This is a genomic window from Sporosarcina sp. Y352 (assembly GCF_056786535.1).
In genome coordinates this window covers 47081-66332 of record NZ_JBXCJE010000005.1, presented here as the reverse complement: position 1 = coordinate 66332, position 19252 = coordinate 47081, and the positions used below count along the sequence as shown (strand labels likewise).

The following is a 19252-nucleotide window of genomic DNA, read 5'->3' as shown; positions in this document are numbered from 1 at the left end:
AACGGGCTGGATGTTCGACGCGATGGACGTCGGAATTCTCTCCTTTGTAATAGCAGCACTTGCATTGGAATGGCATCTGACACCAACTGAAATGGGTTGGATAGGAAGTGTCAACTCCATTGGAATGGCTTTCGGTGCATTTGGTTTTGGCCTGCTTGCAGATCGGATTGGGCGAAAAAACGTCTTTATGATGACGTTAGTTCTATTCTCAGTTGCAAGCGGTTTATCAGCACTGACAATGACGCTTACAGCATTTCTCATTCTGCGCTTTTTTGTTGGAGCAGGTCTTGGCGGCGAATTACCTGTCGCATCAACGCTAGTATCTGAGAGTGTTGCGGCGCACGAGCGAGGGCGAGTTGTCGTGCTCCTAGAAAGCTTCTGGGCGGCAGGATGGTTGATAGCAGCATTAATCGCCTATTTTATCATTCCAGACTATGGTTGGAGAGTCGCTTTGATAATTACAGCACTTCCAGCTTTTTATGCCATTTACCTTAGAAGGAAATTGCCAGATTCTCCAAAGTTCGTGGCAGATGGAAAACCGAAACAGACAGCTGGCGAAAAAATTAGGATAATTTGGTCGAAGAAGTATGCACGAAGGACGCTTATGTTGTGGATTGTCTGGTTCACGGTCGTATTCTCGTATTATGGTATGTTTCTTTGGTTACCGAGTGTCATGGTAATGAAAGGCTTTGATTTGATTCATAGCTTCAAATACGTTCTCATTATGACACTTGCACAGTTGCCGGGCTACTTCACAGCAGCTTGGTTAATTGAAAGAGCAGGCCGGAAATTTGTTCTCGCCACATATCTTATTGGAACTGCGGCAAGTGCGTTGCTTTTCGGCAATGCAGAGACGCTTCCGCTGTTACTTATTTCGGGCGCATTGCTATCTTTCTTTAATTTAGGGGCATGGGGAGCATTGTATGCATATTCTCCAGAACAATATCCCACTGCAATCCGTGCAACGGGTTCCGGAATGGCGGCTGCGGTAGGACGTATCGGCGGTATTTTTGGACCGTTGCTCGTAGGTTCACTACTTGCGGCAGGCTATGGTTTCGAAACGGTATTTGGTATCTTCTGCGGTGCGATAATTATTGGTGTAATAGCTGTTGTGTTTTTAGGGACAGAGACGAAACAAATGGAATTGGAATGAAGTTGGATCTGCCTTATGTTAGGTAGGTCTTTTTTAGTTCATACTATTAAAACTTCCTTCTATATCTGTAAGTAAGAAGGGTAAGAACAAAGTGGATGGGCAATGTCGGTTCGTGAACAATGTAAGGTGAATGGTATTTTGACGGGGGCGTATGAATAGATCAATTCTACTGTCATTAAAGCATCAGGGCTAATTTGAATACTAAACAACACGACACGCCAATAGCGATAACGTACGGAGTCTTTCCTTTTGATGGAAAGGCTTATTTTGGTAGAATGAAAACACAAGTTGGAGGTGCCTAGATGTTTCGTATTCCTGAATCAATTGCGAGTCTCGGTAGAAAACGGATAGAAGGTTTTCCTGTAGAGGGGTTTATTTACGGAGAAGGTCCCAGAAATCCCGAACTGATGCTAATCGGTGAAGCGCCTGGAGAATTTGAATTGGTCGATGGTATTCCCTTTATAGGCCGTGCAGGGAAGGAATTGATGAAGTCACTTGCGACAATTGGATTAACGCGTGAAGACGTTTATATTACAAGTGCGGTCCGAAGCAGGCCATATAGATGGGGAACAAAAAATAACCGTGATGGAACAACGACAGAACGGAAATATAATCGACCTCCGACGATAAAAGAAATTCTGGCACATGCTCCCATTCTGGATTATGAACTGGCAAACATTGAACCGAAGCTCATTGTCACGCTTGGTAACGTCGGGTTGCAGAGGTTACTTGGAAAAGGCATGAAGGTGACCGAACTCCACGGACAGCTGTTGGAGCGACCCATTCAGTATTTAAACGAACTGGATGACACGACCTTCAACAAGACAAAAAAGTTGTACAAGATTGTACCGACATTTCATCCCGCATCAATCTTTTACAGGCCTTCACATAGACCTTCACTAGATGCAGATTGGTTGAAGATTGGTCATATTTTGAAGGGAATGAACTAGTGGAACGATTCATCAGAAAGTGAAAGCGGGTGTCGTACTGTTGAAGACCTCGCCGCAACGAACTACAAAAGGAGGAGTTCAATGATTCGCTTTGATAATGTAACAAAACGTTTTGAAGATGGAACAAAAGCGTTGAAGAATGTATCTGTGACAATCCCAACAAATAAGTTGACGGCTATTATAGGGCCTTCCGGTTGCGGAAAAACGACGCTTATGCGGATGATCAATCGGTTGGAAGTGCCAACTGAAGGAGCCGTCTATATTGATGAGCTGCCAATTATCGAACGGGATGAGGTGGAGCTACGACGTTCAATTGGCTATGTCATCCAACGAATCGGCCTCATTCCTCATATGACGATTGAAGAAAATATTGCTCTTGTTCCTGAATTACTCAAATGGGATAAAAAGAAAATTGCTGTTCGTGTAAATGAACTACTTGACATGGTGGATCTCGATCCGGCGGTATTCAAAAAACGCTATCCTTTTGAATTATCGGGGGGACAACAACAGCGAGTCGGCGTAAGTCGAGCACTTGCGAGCAATCCCAATATTATATTGATGGACGAGCCGTTCTCTGCACTCGATCCAATTAGTCGTGAACAGCTGCAAAAGGAATTGAAAAAGCTACAGCTGAAAATTAAGAAGACAATTGTATTTGTAACACATGATATGGATGAAGCGCTCGATATCGCAGATCAAATTATTGTCATGCGGGAAGGGGAAATTGAGCAAATGTCTTCGCCTGCCGATTTAATAGAAAACCAAGCAACTAAGTTTGTTCGTGAATTCATTGGACAGGGACGTATTGACAGGCAACGCAATTTTGGTCAACGACCTATTAAAGAGTTCATTAAGTTCTACGATGAAACATGGGCAGGTGAAGTTAGGAAAGTACCTTCTGCGTTGACGGTCAATGAGGCCATTGCAGTATTGGATGCGCATCCGTCGAACCGGTTAGCAGTTACGGAGGATGATGCAGTGATTGGATATATCGGTCACCATTCTTTGCTGCAGGCGTCGATGGAGAATGGAAGGTGGGTGAAAGAATGAAGAATTTTATTGAAACGGTGACGAGTCGTTCAGATATGATTACAGAAGCTTTCCTCCAACATATTTACCTCTCTCTTGTTGCGCTAGCTGTTGGAATACTCATTGCTTTGCCAGCTGGAATGCTTATTGCCCGTCACCGCCGTTTCGCAGAACCGATTATCGGTGTCGCGGCTATTTTACAGACCATACCCAGTCTTGCGTTGTTCGGTTTCCTCGTCCCATTAATTGGAATTGGTTCAAAAACTGCTCTTATTGCACTTATTATTTATGCATTATTGCCGATTGTTCGAAATACATATACAGGTCTCACGAGTGTTGATGAAGCAATTATAGAGGCGGGGCGTGGAATGGGGATGACTCCAAATCAAATCTTGAAGAAAATTGAGTTTCCGATTGCGTTGCCAATCATCATGGCAGGTATACGGACAGCAACTGTGCTGACTGTCGGTATTGCGACGCTCGCAACGTTCGTAGGGGCTGGAGGGCTGGGAGATGTCATTTACCGAGGATTACAGTCCTATAACAACGCACTCGTCCTTGCTGGAGCACTGCCGGTCGCATTACTGGCCATTGCTTTTGATTTCATCCTGAAGTGGGTAGAGAAGAAGGTAACACCAAAAGGGGTACAACATTAAAGGGGGAAGAAAGATGAAAAAAGGTATTGGAATTATTTTATTGACATTAACGGTGCTGTTAGGCGCATGTGGTGGTAAAGATGAAATCGTAATTAGCGGAAAACCGTGGACGGAGCAATTTATATTGCCGCATATATTAGGTCAATATATTGAATCTGAAACAGATTATAAAGTTACGTACAAAGATGGATTGGGTGAAGTTGCAATTATGACGCCCGCTCTTGAAAAAGGCGATATTGATTTATACGTTGAATATACGGGTACTGGTTTGAAAGACGTTTTAAAAGAGGAGTCTGAAGCAGGGGAGAGTTCTGAAAGTGTATTTGAACGAGTTAAGAAGGGCTATGAAGATGAATTCAAAGTAACGTGGCTTGAGCCGCTCGGTTTCGAGAACGGTTATACACTTGCATTCACAAAAGATAAAGAATACCAAGCGAAAACATATTCAGATCTTGCTGCAATTTCGGCGGAAGAAGAAATGATTTTCGGTGCACCGCATGCTTTTTACGAACGAAAAGGTGACGGCTACGATGACATGGTAAATTCATATCCATTCACATTCAAAGATACAAAAAGCCTAGATCCCAATGTAATGTATGAAGCGGTGAAAAATGGAGATGTTGATGTTATACCGGCTTTCACAACGGATAGTCGAATTCAAATGTTCGAACTTGCAACGACAGAAGATGATCTCGGATTTTTCCCGAAATACGATGCAGCACCAGTTGTACGTCAAGAAACATTGAAGAAATTCCCTGATCTTGAAAAGGTATTGAATAGCCTCGCAGGTAAGATTACAGAAGAAGATATGTTGAAAATGAATGCCCGTGTTGATTTGGATAAGGAAAAACCGGAGGACGTTGCAAAGGATTTCCTAATCGAAAAAGGATTAATTAACAAATAAGAGTAAACCGTTCCCGCTGGACTGGGAACGGTTTACTCTTATTTATACACAATATTTCTCTGTGTGCTATTGAAAACCCACATATTTAAGTTTGCAGTTTTTCCAAATTCATCTCAACCATTTTAATATTGTGATTCCAGGGAATAGTAATACTGATGTGGAGGACGATTACTATGTATAAACCTATAGACAAATCTTTTTTTGAGGCACCCGTACTTGAACTTGCACGAAATTTGCTAGGGCAATATATCGTTCACGAGCAACCCGAGGGAACAATTGTTGTCCGTATTGTGGAAACGGAGGCATATCACGGATCTGAGGATCGGGCGGCACATAGTTTTGAAAATAGGCGGACGAAAAGGACTGAAGTGATGTTTGGAACTGCTGGGTTAGTCTATACGTATCAAATGCATACACATACATTGATGAATGTTGTGGGGGGGCCGATCGGAACACCTCATGCTATTTTAATCCGGGGGGCGGAACCTGTGACTGGATTAGGAATGATACAGGAAAACCGAGGGGGGATTCTGAAAATGACTGATTGGACGAATGGACCTGGTAAGTTATCGAAAGCACTTGGTGTGACCATGCAATACTATGGTCATCATTGGACAGATAAGCCGTTATTCATTGCTGAAGGCGTTGTGCCGGGAGAAATTATGGCTGGTCCGCGAGTCGGTATTGGAAACTCCGGGGAAGCGGTCCACTATCCATGGCGTTTTTTCGAAAAAGATAATCCCTACGTTTCAAAGTTCCGATCCTAAGTTTACTATTCGTAAGGAGAGGTATTGTATTAGAGTAGACACCAAAAAGGGAGTGCATTTAAATTGGCTAAAATAGCAACTTTAATCACGGATCTGTTTGAAGACTCAGAGTACACGGAACCGGCAAAAGCATTTAAAGATGCCGGTCATGAAGTAGTTACAATTGAAGAAGAGGCAGGTAAGGTAGTGACAGGTAAGAAAGGGAATGTAAAAGTGACGACGGATCACGGTATAGGAAACGTGAAGCCAGCAGACTTTGATGCATTATTCATTCCTGGAGGTTTTTCACCGGATCAGCTTCGTGCAGATGATCGATTTGTAAAGTTTGCAAAAACATTTATGGATGATAAAAAACCTGTATTTGCAATTTGTCATGGGCCTCAGTTATTGATTACTGCTAAGGCATTGGAGGGAAGAGATGCAACCGGCTATAAATCGATAAAAATCGACATGGAAAATGCTGGTGCGAAATATGCTGATAAAGAAGTTGTTGTTTGTCAAAATCAGCTCGTTACAAGCCGAACGCCTGACGACATTCCTGCGTTTAATCGAGAATCTCTCAAACTTCTAGAGAAGTAATAATCCATATAAAAAACAAGATTTTCTTCAAGGCCATCTAATGGCCTTTTTTTTTTTGTTGAAAATGTTTCACAAGAGTGATAAGTTAGAACAGTACTACAACACACAGGGTTTGAATTCAGACTATTTAGTGTAATTTTTAACTTTATGTGTGATGAAATAATGGGGGGAACATCATGAAAAACGTAATTAAAATGGGAAGCGCTTTCATCGGAATTATCGTTGGTGCAGGATTTGCTTCTGGCCAGGAAATTCTACAATATTTTACAAGTTTCGGACTTCTTGGCGCCGCGGGGGCAGTTGTTTCGACAGCATTATTTGCATATCTCGGAATGATCCTAACTCGCCTTGGAAGCCGTATGCAGACTACTTCACATAAAGAAGTAATTTACAAAATTAGTGGTCGATACTTAGGGGTTCTTGTTGACTATATAATTATTTTCACATTGTTTGGTGTTGGTGTCGTTATGATAGCTGGAGCAGGATCGAACTTGAATCAGCAATTCGGCTTACCACCATTTGTCGGTAGTCTACTAATGATCGTTCTTGTCATGTTGACGGTTATGCTTAATGTCAATAAAGTTGTAGGCATTATTGGAAGTATTACCCCATTCTTGGTTCTGGCAGTTATTCTTGTATCCGTTTATAGTTTGGTGACAATGGATAGTTCATTCGCAGATCTTAATTCAACTGCACTTGCAGTGAAAACAACTTTACCTAACTGGTTCATCTCCTCCATAAACTATGTATCGTTTAACATTGCTGTTGGTGCCTCTATGGCCCTCGTCATGGGTGGAGCAGAGAAGAATGAGAAAGTAGCTGCGTGGGGCGGATTGGTCGGCGGACTGGGTCTAGGGATCCTTATCCTATTAAGCCACTTAGCTATTTTCGCGAAAATTGAACTGGCTGGAGATGCTGAGTTGCCAATGTTAGCAATTATCAACGAGGTATCACCTATACTAGGTATCTTAATGGCATTCGTCCTGTACGGAATGATTTTCAATACAGCTGTTAGTATGTTCTATTCATTCGGAGCACGTTTCATACAAATCAATACGAAGAAATTCAATTACTTTGTTTTAGTAACGCTTGTAATCGGATTTGTGTTGAGTTTCGTTGGCTTTACGAAGCTTGTGGCTTATTTCTATCCACTAATCGGTTATCTTGGTCTATTCCTTGTAGCGGCCTTAATTTACAGTTCGTTCAAGCTTCCGCCTAAAGTTCAAAGGTGATTCATCAAGAAAAATAGATTCAGGGAACCCCTTTCACTAGAGTATGTATCCAGTGAAGGGGGTTCCTGGATTTTAACTAAATTCTTCCATAACAAAAGCCGCTACCCAAGTTGGATGGCGGCTTTTGTTGTTTGTTTAGTAATTCATAGAATATATTTCCAAGCTAACTTCTTAGGTGGAGATTTTGTGCTTAGCTCATTATTTTTATCATTTTTAAGAAATTATACGCTTACCAGGTCAAGCTCTTGGGCTGGTCCAAAGAATTCAAAGTTGACTTTTTCTTCTGAAATTCCCAGTGCATATAAATCTTTAATGACAGACTGCATGAACACTGTCGGTCCGCAGACATAGATATCGCTTCCTTCTATGACATGGGCTGCAAGGAAGTCACGGTTGATAAAGCCATCGCCTTCATCAGAATACAGTACAGCATAAGTTGACGCGGGCATCGATTCATTCAACGTTCGAAGTTTTGCATCAAACGCCTGGTGTTGACGCGTTCTTGCAGAATGCAAGAATGCAGCGGGACGGTCAGGTGTGTTTTTTGCGATTGCGTCAAACATACTCATCATTGGAGTGATACCCACACCGCCGCTAATCAGCGTGACAGGAGTCGAACTATCTATGTCAAGGTGGAAGACACCTGCAGGAACACTAACTTCAACTGTATCTCCGACGTTCATTTCCTGATGAAGATTAACAGACATCTTGCCGTTTGGCTTGTTTTCATCTTCACGTTTAACAGAAATACGGTAAAAATCACCAGTTGGAGCTTGTGACAAACTATACTGGCGGTTCAGAATATACTCTTCACCAGGGATTGTAACGCGTAAAGTAATGTATTGCCCAGGTTTGTAAGAAGGAAGTTCTTTTCCGTCGACGGGTTTTAAATAGAAGGATGTAATGACATCACTCTCAACTACTTTGTCTGCAATGACGAAGTCTTTGAACGTTTTCCATCCGCCGTCCATTTCTTCTGCATCTGCATACATCTTCTTCTCGATTCCGATGAATACACCTGCAATCACTTCGTAAGCTTCTCCCCATGCGCCGATAATTTCGGGAGTAGCTGCATCGCCCAATACTTCTTTAATGGCGCCTAATAGATAATATCCAACAATGGGGTATTGTTCTGGCGTAATATTAAGTGATTTGTGCTTGTGAGCAACTTGAACGACAGCTGGCAATACAGCCTCGAGGTTATCGATGTTAGCAGCTGCTGCGTAAACAAGACCTGCAAGAGCACTTTGTTGGCGCCCTTGTGATTGGTTGGCATGATTAAAAACGTTGAGAAGTTCAGGGTGAGCCTCAAACATATTTTTGTAAAATACTGTTGTGATTGTTTTCCCGTGTTCTTCTAAGACAGGTACTGTTGATTTGATAATTGTAATGGTTTCTTGTGATAGCATGTGAAACACGACCTTTCTAATGTTGTTAATACAAGCATAAACGATGATAGGTATTAAAGATATATATAAAATACATCTTTAAGAAGAGTTTATAATTTAGTCACATTTCTATCACCTTCTTGCCACAAACGTTATAATAGTATCGGAAAGAGTGGTGAAGTTATGCGTCTTACGATGTATACAGATTTTTCTTTACGTGTATTAATTTACTTGGGTGCAAAAGAACACGGAGAACTATCGAAGGTTCAGGACATTTCAGATGCTTACGGCATTTCGAAAAATCATTTGACGAAAGTTGTACACGAGCTTGGAAAAATGGGGTTGATCGAGACGATTCGTGGTCGAGGTGGCGGGATAAGAATGAAGGTAGAGCCTGAAAATATCAATGTCGGAGAACTTGTTCGAAAGACTGAAGATGATTTCCACCTCGTAGAGTGTTTCAATCTCCAATCGAATAGTTGTATGCTATCACCGGTCTGTCGGCTGAAAGGTGCATTACATGAAGCATTGAATGCCTATTTGACGGTTTTGGATAATTATACGGTCGCTGATTTCATCGTTAATAAAGATGAATTAGCAGCGATTTTATTTGACCGTCCTTTATGATAATATGAAATAGAATATAAAATGAGCAGGAGGCTATTTTACATGGAAAAAGTTTTTGTTTTTGGACATAAAAATCCGGATACCGATTCAATCTCTGCTGCTATCAGTTATACATATCTAAAACAGCAATTAGGGATGAATGCTGAAGCAGTGAGACTTGGTGATATTACGAACGAGACAGCTTATGCACTTGAATATTTTGGTTTTGAAGCGCCGCGCTTGATTGAAAAAGCAGCGCCTGAAGTAGCGAAAGTCATTCTTGTCGACCATAATGAGAAACAACAAAGCGTGGATGATATCGATGAAGTACAAATCATTGAAGTGGTGGATCATCACCGTATCGCCAATTTCGAGACCAATGAACCTCTATATTATCGTGCAGAGCCAGTTGGTTGCACAGCGACGATTCTAAACAAACTATTTAAAGAAAACGGTATTGAAATTCCGAAGAACATTGCAGGGCTTATGCTTTCCGCACTTATCTCAGACTCACTATTGTTCAAGTCACCGACGTATACTGATGAAGATCGTGCAGCTGTCGAAGAAATGATAGCCATCACGGGCGTGGATGCACAAGAGTATGGACTGGCTATGTTGAAAGCTGGTGCTGACTTGAGCAATAAAACGCTTGAAGATCTTGTGAAATTGGATGCTAAAGAATTCGCAATCAATGATGTGAAAGTTGAAATTGCACAAGTAAATGCAATCGACGTAAATGATGTCATGAACCGCCAAGCGGATCTAGAAGACCTTCTGTATCGTGTCATTGCTGAAAAAGGACTTGATCTATTTTTGTTTGTCGTTACCGACATATTGAATAATGACTCGATCGTCCTGGTGCTTGGTAAAGAAGCAGTTCGTGCAAGTGCAGCTTTCAATGTGACACTTGTAAACAATACAGCAACTTTAAAGGGCGTCGTTTCCCGCAAGATGCAAATTGTCCCAGTATTGACAGAAGCGTTAAAATGAAATAAATAGTAAAAGGTTGTGATCCGCGAACAAAGTGGATTGCAACCTTTTTTTGTTTTGTAACAATTTATTGATTACTTGAACAAATGCCGCAAATACCTCTCCGGATCATTCAAAAAGTCTTTCGTCATACTAACATGCCTGATTTCATCGAACGAAACATTCACCAGTTCGCCGTCTTGAATCTCATACAAATCCGCACCAGGATATGCCATAAGCATGGGTGAATGGGTGGAAATGAGGAATCGTGCACCTTCGGCAACCATGTCGTGGAGAATTGCCAGCAATGTGAGTTGTCGATTCGGTGATAAAGGTGCCTCAGGCTCATCGAGGATATAAAAGCCGTTTGGTTGAAACTGTGCTTGAAACAAGTCGAGAAAGCTTTCCCCGTGCGAACGTTTTTCCAATCCTTCGCCGTATAAATTCCGTAGTTCGTTATACGTTCTAGCGTAGGGAAGTACTTCCAGGCTATTCGGATTACGTCTTTTAATCTCTTTTATTTTTTGACGCGCTTCTTCTCGGATGTTGGCGATGCTGCGAATATACGTAACGAAATCAGAAGCCCTGAAAAAGAAGCCGTTGCCTGTTTTCACTGACCAAATTAATTTGAATTCATCTGCCAATTCGAATGCGGGGGATAGTGAATGATCCATCTCCATATGCTCTCCGCTAATGAGTGTACTACCGGCAGCTGCTGCAATACCTTCCAATAACGTCGTTTTACCGCTTCCATTATCTCCGGCGATAATCGTAATAGGGGCTTTCAATGTCAGGGATTCAAAATTTTGAATGATGTCTGGATTGAACGGATAACGGTCTTCATCAGACCTTCGAATCCGTCGAATTTCACGCAAAGTCATAGAAACACCCCTTTTTAGACAGTATACCTTAAAAAGAGGTAACGCTTTATTACAAATTCAGCGGTTTTGTCGCTGGGCCTTCTAGAACTGAGCCGTCCTTTCGGAAGCGTGAACCGTGACATGGACAATCATATGTTTCATCTCCGGCATTCCACCTCGTCCTACAACCCATATGCGTGCAAATAGGGGAGTCGGTACGAGTCAGGTGGCCACCCGCAAATTCCTTTAAAACGATGCCGGTATTTTTTAAGGCTTGTAGTAAAAATGTCCCGAACCCCGTTCGATCTGGCGAATATAGTTCGGATGCGGGATTAGTTCTTCCGACAATAAGGTCACTAATTATCCGAGAACTCGCCATTGAATTCGATAATCCCCATTTTCGATAACCCGTACTCAAATAGACATAAGGCATGCTTGCAGAAATTATTCCCGCGTACGGTATCAAATCCGGTGTCTGTGGATCTTGTGCGGACCAACCATGAGTGATTGTGTACAGCCTATATAAATCTCTTACTTCGGTATAAAGTCGATTGTAATATACTTGCGTATCGCTTTCCATGCCTGCCTGATGGCTTTCGCCTGATAATAGGAAAAATGTTTTTCCATCAATTTGCGCAGTTCGGATTGACCGTTTCGGTTCGTCGACTGAAATATATTGGCCACGTAGAGCCATATTACCTTCTGCTGAGACGATATAAGAACGGTCGACGGATAACTTCATGATTTGAAATCCACGCAGTGCTTCTATTGGGTAGTGCGTACATATAATGAGTTCGGTGAATTTAACTTCGTGTCCAGATTTCGTGGAAAGTAGCCGTTTTTTTAAGTCCATCAATACAACATCCGAATTTTCGTAAATACGTGCGCCCGCTTCAACTGCGAGTTTTGCTAGATGCTGCCCGAAACGAACAGGATGAATCTGGCATTCATTTTTTAAAGTGAGTGTTGCATCCATCTGTATAGGCAATTCTGAGTTTTTTCCGAATTCGCTCGGGATACCTAGTTCCTCATAGGCTTTCATTTCATAACGAAGCATATCAGTGCCAAGTTTGGATTGGGAGTAAAGAATAGAGTCAGCTATCTTAAGTTCACTTTTATTGGCAAAGTCTTTCCCGAATTGAACAGCTTCTTGATTCGCTTCAAAATACAATTTTGCATTTTCGCGCCCGAATTGTTTCAGTAGCTTTGCATAGACGAGGCCATGTTGGACAGTGAGTTTCCCTGTAGAGTTACCTGTAGCGCCTGCCAGAATCGTATCTTTTTCAAGCAGAATTACATCTTTCCCTTCCTTTGCTAGAAAGTAAGCGTTGGTAATTCCGCTTAGACCACCGCCAATGATGCAGACGTCACAAGTGATATCACCATCGATTTCAGGGGAGGCTTCTCGGGGGTGTGCAGTACTTAGCCATAATGAATTGATCAAAATTATAACCTCCGTCAAGAATGTTCGAAATAGTAGTAAGCATATTCATTGTTCCCTTCTTGGATTGAATTTAAAATAGGGATATGAAAGGTGGTAAATATAATTTGAAAATCGAGATTTGGTCAGACTACGTTTGCCCGTTTTGTTACATTGGTAAACGCAGATTAGAAGAGGCACTGGAACAAACCGGTCTTTTGGAAAAAGCTGAAATTGTTTTCAAAGCCTATGAACTTGATCCGAATTCGGCTGCTGAGTCCAATGATTCTGTACGGGTGGATCTAGCTAAAAAGTATGGTATGAGTGCTCAAGAGGCAAAAAACATGACCGATAATGTGGAGCTACAGGCAAAAACTGTAGGACTAGATTACGACTTTGATAAAATGACGCCTGCAAATACATTTAATGCACACCGTCTCGCGAAACTTGCGGAACAGGAGGGCCACAGCAAGGTAGTAACGGAAAACTTACTGAAGGCTTACTTCATCGATGGGGAAAAGATTGGAACAGATGACGTGTTGCTCCGTATTGCCGAAGAGGCAGGACTTTCCCACGACCGTGTGAAAGAAGTACTCGATTCTGATGAATTTGCAGAAGACGTAAAAATGGATATAGAGGAAGCTGGACAACTTGGCGTGAAGGGTGTTCCGTTTTTCGTGATTAATCGTAAGTACGCAATTTCAGGTGCTCAACCTGTTGATGCATTTGCTGAAGCTCTCCGCCAAGCTGACGAAGAATAAGTTTAACCAAAACCAAATTAAAATGGACCAAGAGATCATAATGATCACTTGGTCCATTTATTTGTTTAAACGATAGGCACTGGGTGCCAATTGCTATTATTATTGAGCAGGGTTAAGTTGTAAGTCGATTGTAATCTTAATATCATCGCCAACCAGAACGCCACCTGCTTCAAGTGCTTGGTTCCATGTAAGACCGAATTCTTTTCTTGAGACTTTGCCTTCAACTTCAAAAGCAGCGACATCTACACCCCAAGGGTTTTTAGCAGTACCTTCGTATTCAGCTTCGAACGTAATTTCTTTCGTCACGTCTTTTATTGTCATATCGCCGGTAACGTCGTATTCGTTGCCGCCTTTTTTAGTGATAGCTGTTGAAACGAATGTGATGCTTGGAAATTGCTCTGTATCAAAGAAATCGGCAGAACGAAGGTGATTATCACGGTCTTCGCTGTTTGTATGAATTGTATTAGCGTCAATTGTAAAATTGAGGTTTGCGCCTGTCAAGTCCTCAGGGCTACCTTCAAATGTACCTTCTACCCCTGTGAAACGTCCTTTTACTTTAGAAACCATCATGTGCTTTACTGAAAAACCTACGCTTGTATGTGAAGCGTCTACAGTCCATTTTGTCATTGTGAAAAACTCCCTTTCATATTTGAATATGTTTCTACTATATTCCATAAGTATCTTGAAGTCAAGGTATTTATTTGGATGAATTTGGAGGGAATTGAGGAGGTCGATTTCAAATCAATTAGAATTCCTTGTCAAAAGAAAAGTTTCCAAGCATACTATTAAAGATGAAAAGCTTTATCTTTATTCAACAAATGTTTTTGTACTGAAAGCGAATTGTCAGCTACAGAAGATTCTCACCTCCATAGGTGGGTGATGAATGGGGTTTTGTATTCCTGTTCAGCGGGTGTCCAAACGCCCGCTGAACAAGGAGGAATGAAGTTAATTCCTCCCTGATAAAGCCTTTGGCGGAAGTCACAGATTTTGATAGGAGTCAATGAAGGCAACCTAAGATCGCCGCGTCCTGCGGCAACAAGGAAGGATGGAGTTCAATCCTTCCCCTCTGTAGGCCTCAAGCTCGATTCAAAATCTGGACGCAATTACGCCGAGGCGTAATTGATATTGAAAGGATTGAATGTTGATGTCAAAACATCAATGGTTTAAAGAACTTCAGAAAAAAATTACACAAGGCACATTACTAATTGACGAACCACTTGGCAAATACACGATGACAAAACTTGGAGGAGCTGCAGACCTTCTCGTCATCCCTGGAACTATAGATGAAACAGAAGCCACAGTACGCTACGCATATGAAAATAAGATTTCGTTGTTATTACTGGGAAATGGGTCAAATATGGTCGTCAGGGATGGCGGTGTAAGGGGGATTGTCCTTCATTTGTCAGAGCTTAGTGAAATAAGAATTGAAGGTTCGCTCATACATGCAGAAGCGGGTGCACTGATTATTGATGTTTCAAAACGTGCAGCAGCAGCTAGACTGTCGGGCATCGAATTTGCATGCGGAATTCCAGGCTCTATCGGAGGTGCAATGGCGATGAATGCCGGTGCATACGGAGGGGAAATAAAAGATATCATTGTTCAGGCGACGGTGCTGACGCCAAAGGGCGAACGGCTAATTCTCACAAAAGATGATCTCGAACTCGGTTATCGTCAAAGTATTATTTCGAAAAATGGTTACTTTGTTCTGTCTGCTGAATTCCAGCTTGTACAAGGAAGTCAGGATGTCATTGATGCGAAAGTAGCTGACTTGACTTTCCAACGCGAGTCCAAGCAACCGCTTGAGTATCCTTCAGCCGGAAGTGTGTTTAAACGACCTCCGGGCTATTTTGCAGGAAAACTCATACAAGACTGCGGTATGCAGGGGAAAGGGCATGGAGGTGCAGAAGTATCATTGAAGCACGCCGGTTTTATCATTAATAAAAACAATGCGACAGCTTCTGATTACATTCAGACAATTGATATGGTTAAAGCGGAGGTTAAAAAGAAGTTTGACATAGACCTTGAGCTTGAAGTGAAAATCGTAGGCGAAGAAATAGAGGAGTAACAAAAAGCGGATGCCCATAAATGGGCATCCGCTTTTTGTTACTTATTTAAGTAGTTTTACAAGAGAACAAAGAGGGATCAGTCACTTGGTCATCTGTAATGTGTACTTGACACATTTTATTGTTACTCATAAATTTAAAAATCCCGTTGTTGAAATCAGTTCCGATTTCTTTAAAGAAAATACCTTCAAAACGGACTTCTTTTGATAATTTGAAATTGATACGGAAACCGTCCCCATCTTCTACTAAATAGGCACGAATTCCTTTTTCAAACATTCCATCGATTTCGTCACGAATGGCACGATCGACAGAGACGACATGGAAGTCAACAAACGTGATTTCACGCAGGAGTACGTTCATGAACGACCCTTTTGTAATCTCTTCCCATCTGCTTTGAGCCGTTTGCCCGATAATTATTTGTGTAATGTTGTTTTTATGAGCTACTTCTTTTATCACTTTTGCAGAAGGTCGTTTTTCATTATCCTTGACGATGAATTCTTCTACATCCAATTCCTCGGCAAGCTCTTTCCAACGATCGACATACTCAGATTTTTCCGCATCAAATTCATCGTAAGGCAATGGGTCTACAGTTAAAATATACATAGGACAATCCATGATTGTCGCGATTTTATGTCCACGTCTAATGAGACGTTCACCATTTGGACCGTAGTAGACACAAACGAGAATACTCTCGTCCATACGACCTTTTACTTTGCCCATGACGGTAGTCACCTCTTAATTATTATTTGTCTAATTATATATCTGTATATGAAGTTTAACATTAATTGAAAACCAAGCAATTATATATGAAACTGCTTCACTTGACAAGAAATAAGTAAATCGAATGCCTTCAAAGTGCTAACCATGTCGTTATAGTGTATAATTTCTTGTATAAACTTATAGAGTTTCCCCTTCTGCTTGTTAGCTATAGCTCCCTATTATCCCGTCAGACACGACGCAGGTCAAGTGTACACTTAACTATTATGAAAATTTACAATCCCTACACACTCAGAGCTATCGGTTTCCGTATACTTTCTAGGTGAATAAAATCAACGGGGTTAATCTGTTTAGAACTGGAGGTTTGCATTTGTTAACAATTACGTTAGCCATTTTCACTCCGTTTTTGGCCGCTCTCTTTATCCCGTACATTTATAAGCGGGTCCCGAGCCGAAATATCGGATGGTTTGTCATGGTTGTTCCACTAACATTATTTATCGTTCTTGCTAGCTATATTCCTTCTGTTGCGGGAGGGAAAACGTATATACATACAATAAAATGGATTGATTCTGCAGGAATCAATTTCACGACTTATCTTGACGGATTAAGTATGATTTTTGCTCTACTTATAACTGGGGTAGGAAGTTTAGTTATTCTCTATTCCATATATTATTTATCTGAACGTGAAACGTTAGGGCGATTTTATGTTTATCTTTTAATGTTCATGGGTGCAATGCTCGGAGTGGTCCTGTCAGATAATCTGATGGTGTTGTATGTTTTCTGGGAATTGACAAGTATTTCGTCATTCTTGTTAATCGCGTTTTGGTATCACAGGAAAAAGTCCAGATCAGGCGCGCAAAAATCGTTGCTGATTACAGTTTCAGGCGGAGTGGGGATGCTTGCCGGTTTTATTATGCTTCATGCAATGACGGGATCATTTAGTGTGCGTGAAATAATTGGGACCATTGGCCAGTATACAGATGAAACTCTTTTCATACCGGCAATGTTGCTCGTTTTACTCGGTGCCTTTACAAAATCAGCACAATTCCCTTTCCACATCTGGTTACCAGATGCTATGGAAGCGCCGACACCTGTTAGTGCCTATTTACACTCTGCAACAATGGTAAAGGCGGGTATTTACCTTGTGGCACGCTTTACGCCTGTATTTGGTGGAGAATCGGTGTGGTTTTATACAGTAACTGGTGTAGGGATATTTACTTTGTTCTGGGGTTCAGTTAACGCTGTGCGGCAGACAGATCTTAAAGCCCTGCTGGCTTATTCTACTATCAGTCAGCTCGGTCTGATTATGAGCCTCTTCGGACTTGGTTCTGCGGCACTGAACGAAGGCTACAGTGCGGACTCGGTAATTTACACGCAAGCTGGATTTGCTGCTTTGTTTCATCTAATTAACCATTCTACGTTCAAAGGCGCATTATTCATGGTCGTTGGTATTATTGATCACCAGGTCGGTACGCGGGATATCCGAAGACTTGGCGGACTAATGTCACTTATGCCTGTGACATTTACAATTGGGGTTATCGGAAGTTTTTCGATGGCTGGGTTACCACCGTTTAATGGTTTCCTCAGCAAAGAAATGTTTTTTGAATCTGTATTAATTATTCGCAACCTCGATATTTTTGCAATGGGGCCATTATGGGGAACGCTCATACCGGTCGTCGCTTGGCTTGCGAGTGTGTTGACGTTTGTTTATAGCATGATTATCGTTTTCCAGACGTTTCTTGGAAAACATCAGCCGGATCGTCTTGACCGGAAGGCACAAGAAGCGCCAGTGGGGATGCTTGTTGCACCTTCAATTCTTGCATTACTTGTCGTCGGAATCTTCTTCTTCCCGAATGTGGTGGGAAGATATTTATTGAGTCCTGCGATGGCAGCGATCTATCCTCCGTTTGAAGGAGCGAAAGGTCTTGTTCCACATATATCCGCTTGGCACGGATTTAATTATATGCCATTACTGATGACATTCGGTGTCGTCATACTGGGCACGATACTCTATATATTCCTTCGGTTTTGGAGAGGGATTTATACGATTGCCCCGATGCGTTGGAATCTTGATTCTGCATATAACGGTCTTTTATCGCAGTTGGAAAATGGCTCGGCATTCCTGACACGGACTTATATGACAGGCTACCTTAGGGATTATCTTGCCTATATATTTATATTCTTCATTGTGACGGTTGGTGGAGGATTATTATGGACAGGTGGGTTTTCCATTGATTTCTCTAATGACGCGCCTATTACAATTAATGAATTCATCATCGTTTTCGTAATGATGGGTGCGAGTATAGCGATTATCTTTGCAAAATCGCGTATAACTGCAATTCTTTTAAATGGTGTTCTCGGTTATTCAATTGCGATTCTCTTCGTTGTATTCCGAGCGCCAGATTTAGCTTTAACACAAACTATTGTAGAAACAGTGACCACGGCGTTATTTCTATTATGTTATTATTTCTTACCTGAATGGAGCAAAGAGAAAGCAACCCGTTCATCAAAGATTGCAAGAGGCATTATAGCGGTATCAGTTGGAACGGTTGTAACGGTTCTGGCATTAATCGTCCAGGGAAATAAAATGTTCGATTCAATTTCCAGCTATTTTGAAAATGCTTATGAGCTCACGGGTGGAAAGAATATTGTAAATACAATCTTGGGTGACTTCCGGGCATTCGATACGATGTTGGAAGTTGTCGTTCTATTCATCGCGGGAATCGGAGTGTTTACATTAATTAAACTAAAGGCAGGGAAGGGGGACAAGGACGTTGAAAACCAATGATGTCATTTTACAAACTGTGACGAAAATCGTTGTCTTCATCATTTTGACGTTTGGCGTTGAATTGTTCCTATCTGGCCACAATAATCCCGGAGGGGGTTTCATAGGCGGTCTTGTTCTTTCTTCTGCTTTCGTCCTGCTTTATTTGGTATTCGATATCGAAACAGTTCATAAGGGTATCCCATTCGATTTTAAGAAAATTGCAGCATTCGGTGTCTTGCTCGCCGTGGGGACGGGACTCGGACCGGTTATCTTCGGTGCTGAGTTCCTAACAATTGCGGCCAGCCATGTCAATTTACCAGTATTCGGGGAAACAGAGCTGTCGACTATGGTTCTTTTCGAGGCTGGGGTGGCGCTGACTGTTGTCGGCGTTGTAGTAACAATTATATTAAGTATTAGTGAGGATGTGTAGC

Annotated in this window: 19 protein-coding genes; 14 read left to right on the top strand and 5 right to left on the bottom strand. The window is 41.8% G+C overall.

Annotated features, from left to right (window positions below; all coding sequences use genetic code 11):
* Nucleotides 1–10 precede the first annotated feature (10 nt).
* From AC1TO6_RS10075 to AC1TO6_RS10040, 8 genes are all read left to right on the top strand, one after another.
* Entirely contained in the window at nt 11–1153 is a 1143-nt protein-coding gene (locus AC1TO6_RS10075) for an MFS transporter (protein ID WP_482101766.1), read from the top strand.
* Between the two features lie 302 nt (nt 1154–1455).
* Nucleotides 1456–2103, top strand: a complete 648-nt coding sequence (locus AC1TO6_RS10070) for a uracil-DNA glycosylase (protein WP_482101480.1) — start codon at nt 1456–1458, stop codon at nt 2101–2103.
* 81 nt (nt 2104–2184) lie between these two features.
* The gene (locus tag AC1TO6_RS10065) at nt 2185–3153 is read left to right on the top strand and encodes an ABC transporter ATP-binding protein (protein ID WP_482101479.1); all 969 of its coding nucleotides are present in this window, start codon (nt 2185–2187) and stop codon (nt 3151–3153) included.
* Nucleotides 3150–3788, top strand: coding sequence for an ABC transporter permease (locus AC1TO6_RS10060; RefSeq protein ID WP_482101478.1), 639 nt, complete (start codon nt 3150–3152; stop codon nt 3786–3788). The genes AC1TO6_RS10065 and AC1TO6_RS10060 overlap by 4 nt, the downstream gene beginning before the upstream one ends.
* A 13-nt stretch (nt 3789–3801) precedes the next feature.
* A complete protein-coding gene (locus tag AC1TO6_RS10055; protein WP_482101477.1) occupies nt 3802–4692 on the top strand; it encodes a glycine betaine ABC transporter substrate-binding protein in 891 nt (296 codons plus the stop codon).
* Between the two features lie 173 nt (nt 4693–4865).
* Nucleotides 4866–5459: a DNA-3-methyladenine glycosylase gene (locus tag AC1TO6_RS10050; RefSeq protein WP_482101476.1), complete on the top strand. Its 594-nt coding sequence runs from the start codon at nt 4866–4868 to the stop codon at nt 5457–5459.
* 63 nt (nt 5460–5522) lie between these two features.
* Nucleotides 5523–6038, top strand: coding sequence for a type 1 glutamine amidotransferase domain-containing protein (locus tag AC1TO6_RS10045; protein ID WP_482101475.1), 516 nt, complete (start codon nt 5523–5525; stop codon nt 6036–6038).
* 176 nt (nt 6039–6214) lie between these two features.
* Entirely contained in the window at nt 6215–7270 is a 1056-nt protein-coding gene (locus tag AC1TO6_RS10040) for a YkvI family membrane protein (RefSeq protein WP_482101474.1), read from the top strand.
* Between the two features lie 221 nt (nt 7271–7491).
* Here AC1TO6_RS10040 and hmpA read toward each other — a convergent pair whose 3' ends face one another.
* On the bottom strand, nt 7492–8679 hold the full coding sequence (gene hmpA / locus AC1TO6_RS10035) for an NO-inducible flavohemoprotein (RefSeq protein WP_482101473.1): 1188 nt from the start codon (nt 8677–8679) through the stop codon (nt 7492–7494).
* 162 nt (nt 8680–8841) lie between these two features.
* Between hmpA and AC1TO6_RS10030 the strand changes: the two genes are divergently transcribed.
* Entirely contained in the window at nt 8842–9285 is a 444-nt protein-coding gene (locus tag AC1TO6_RS10030; protein ID WP_482101472.1) for an Rrf2 family transcriptional regulator, read from the top strand.
* 42 nt (nt 9286–9327) lie between these two features.
* Nucleotides 9328–10254, top strand: coding sequence for a manganese-dependent inorganic pyrophosphatase (locus AC1TO6_RS10025; protein WP_482101471.1), 927 nt, complete (start codon nt 9328–9330; stop codon nt 10252–10254).
* A gap of 74 nt (nt 10255–10328) precedes the next feature.
* Here the strand turns inward: AC1TO6_RS10025 and AC1TO6_RS10020 are convergent, their stop codons facing one another.
* Nucleotides 10329–11114, bottom strand: a complete 786-nt coding sequence (locus AC1TO6_RS10020) for an AAA family ATPase (RefSeq protein ID WP_482101470.1) — start codon at nt 11112–11114, stop codon at nt 10329–10331.
* Between the two features lie 49 nt (nt 11115–11163).
* Nucleotides 11164–12537 (bottom strand): FAD-dependent oxidoreductase, encoded by a 1374-nt coding sequence (locus tag AC1TO6_RS10015; protein WP_482101469.1) that lies wholly within the window; start codon nt 12535–12537, stop codon nt 11164–11166.
* A 104-nt stretch (nt 12538–12641) separates the two neighbouring features.
* On the opposite strand from AC1TO6_RS10015, the gene AC1TO6_RS10010 reads away from it, so the two are divergent.
* Nucleotides 12642–13274, top strand: a complete 633-nt coding sequence (locus AC1TO6_RS10010) for a DsbA family oxidoreductase (protein ID WP_482101468.1) — start codon at nt 12642–12644, stop codon at nt 13272–13274.
* A gap of 99 nt (nt 13275–13373) precedes the next feature.
* Here AC1TO6_RS10010 and AC1TO6_RS10005 read toward each other — a convergent pair whose 3' ends face one another.
* Nucleotides 13374–13901 carry a YceI family protein gene (locus AC1TO6_RS10005; RefSeq protein WP_482101467.1) on the bottom strand — a complete coding sequence of 176 codons (528 nt, stop codon included), beginning with the start codon at nt 13899–13901 and terminating at the stop codon, nt 13374–13376.
* A 517-nt stretch (nt 13902–14418) separates the two neighbouring features.
* Here AC1TO6_RS10005 and murB point away from each other — a divergent pair.
* The gene (gene murB / locus AC1TO6_RS10000; protein WP_482101466.1) at nt 14419–15339 is read left to right on the top strand and encodes a UDP-N-acetylmuramate dehydrogenase; all 921 of its coding nucleotides are present in this window, start codon (nt 14419–14421) and stop codon (nt 15337–15339) included.
* Nucleotides 15340–15385: 46 nt separating this feature from the next.
* Here the strand turns inward: murB and AC1TO6_RS09995 are convergent, their stop codons facing one another.
* Nucleotides 15386–16057 carry a histidine kinase gene (locus tag AC1TO6_RS09995; RefSeq protein WP_482101465.1) on the bottom strand — a complete coding sequence of 224 codons (672 nt, stop codon included), beginning with the start codon at nt 16055–16057 and terminating at the stop codon, nt 15386–15388.
* Nucleotides 16058–16424: 367 nt separating this feature from the next.
* Between AC1TO6_RS09995 and AC1TO6_RS09990 the strand changes: the two genes are divergently transcribed.
* The gene (locus tag AC1TO6_RS09990) at nt 16425–18842 is read left to right on the top strand and encodes a Na+/H+ antiporter subunit A (RefSeq protein WP_482101464.1); all 2418 of its coding nucleotides are present in this window, start codon (nt 16425–16427) and stop codon (nt 18840–18842) included.
* Nucleotides 18829–19251: a Na(+)/H(+) antiporter subunit B gene (locus AC1TO6_RS09985; RefSeq protein WP_482101463.1), complete on the top strand. Its 423-nt coding sequence runs from the start codon at nt 18829–18831 to the stop codon at nt 19249–19251. The genes AC1TO6_RS09990 and AC1TO6_RS09985 overlap by 14 nt, the downstream gene beginning before the upstream one ends.
* Nucleotide 19252: the final 1 nt, after the last annotated feature.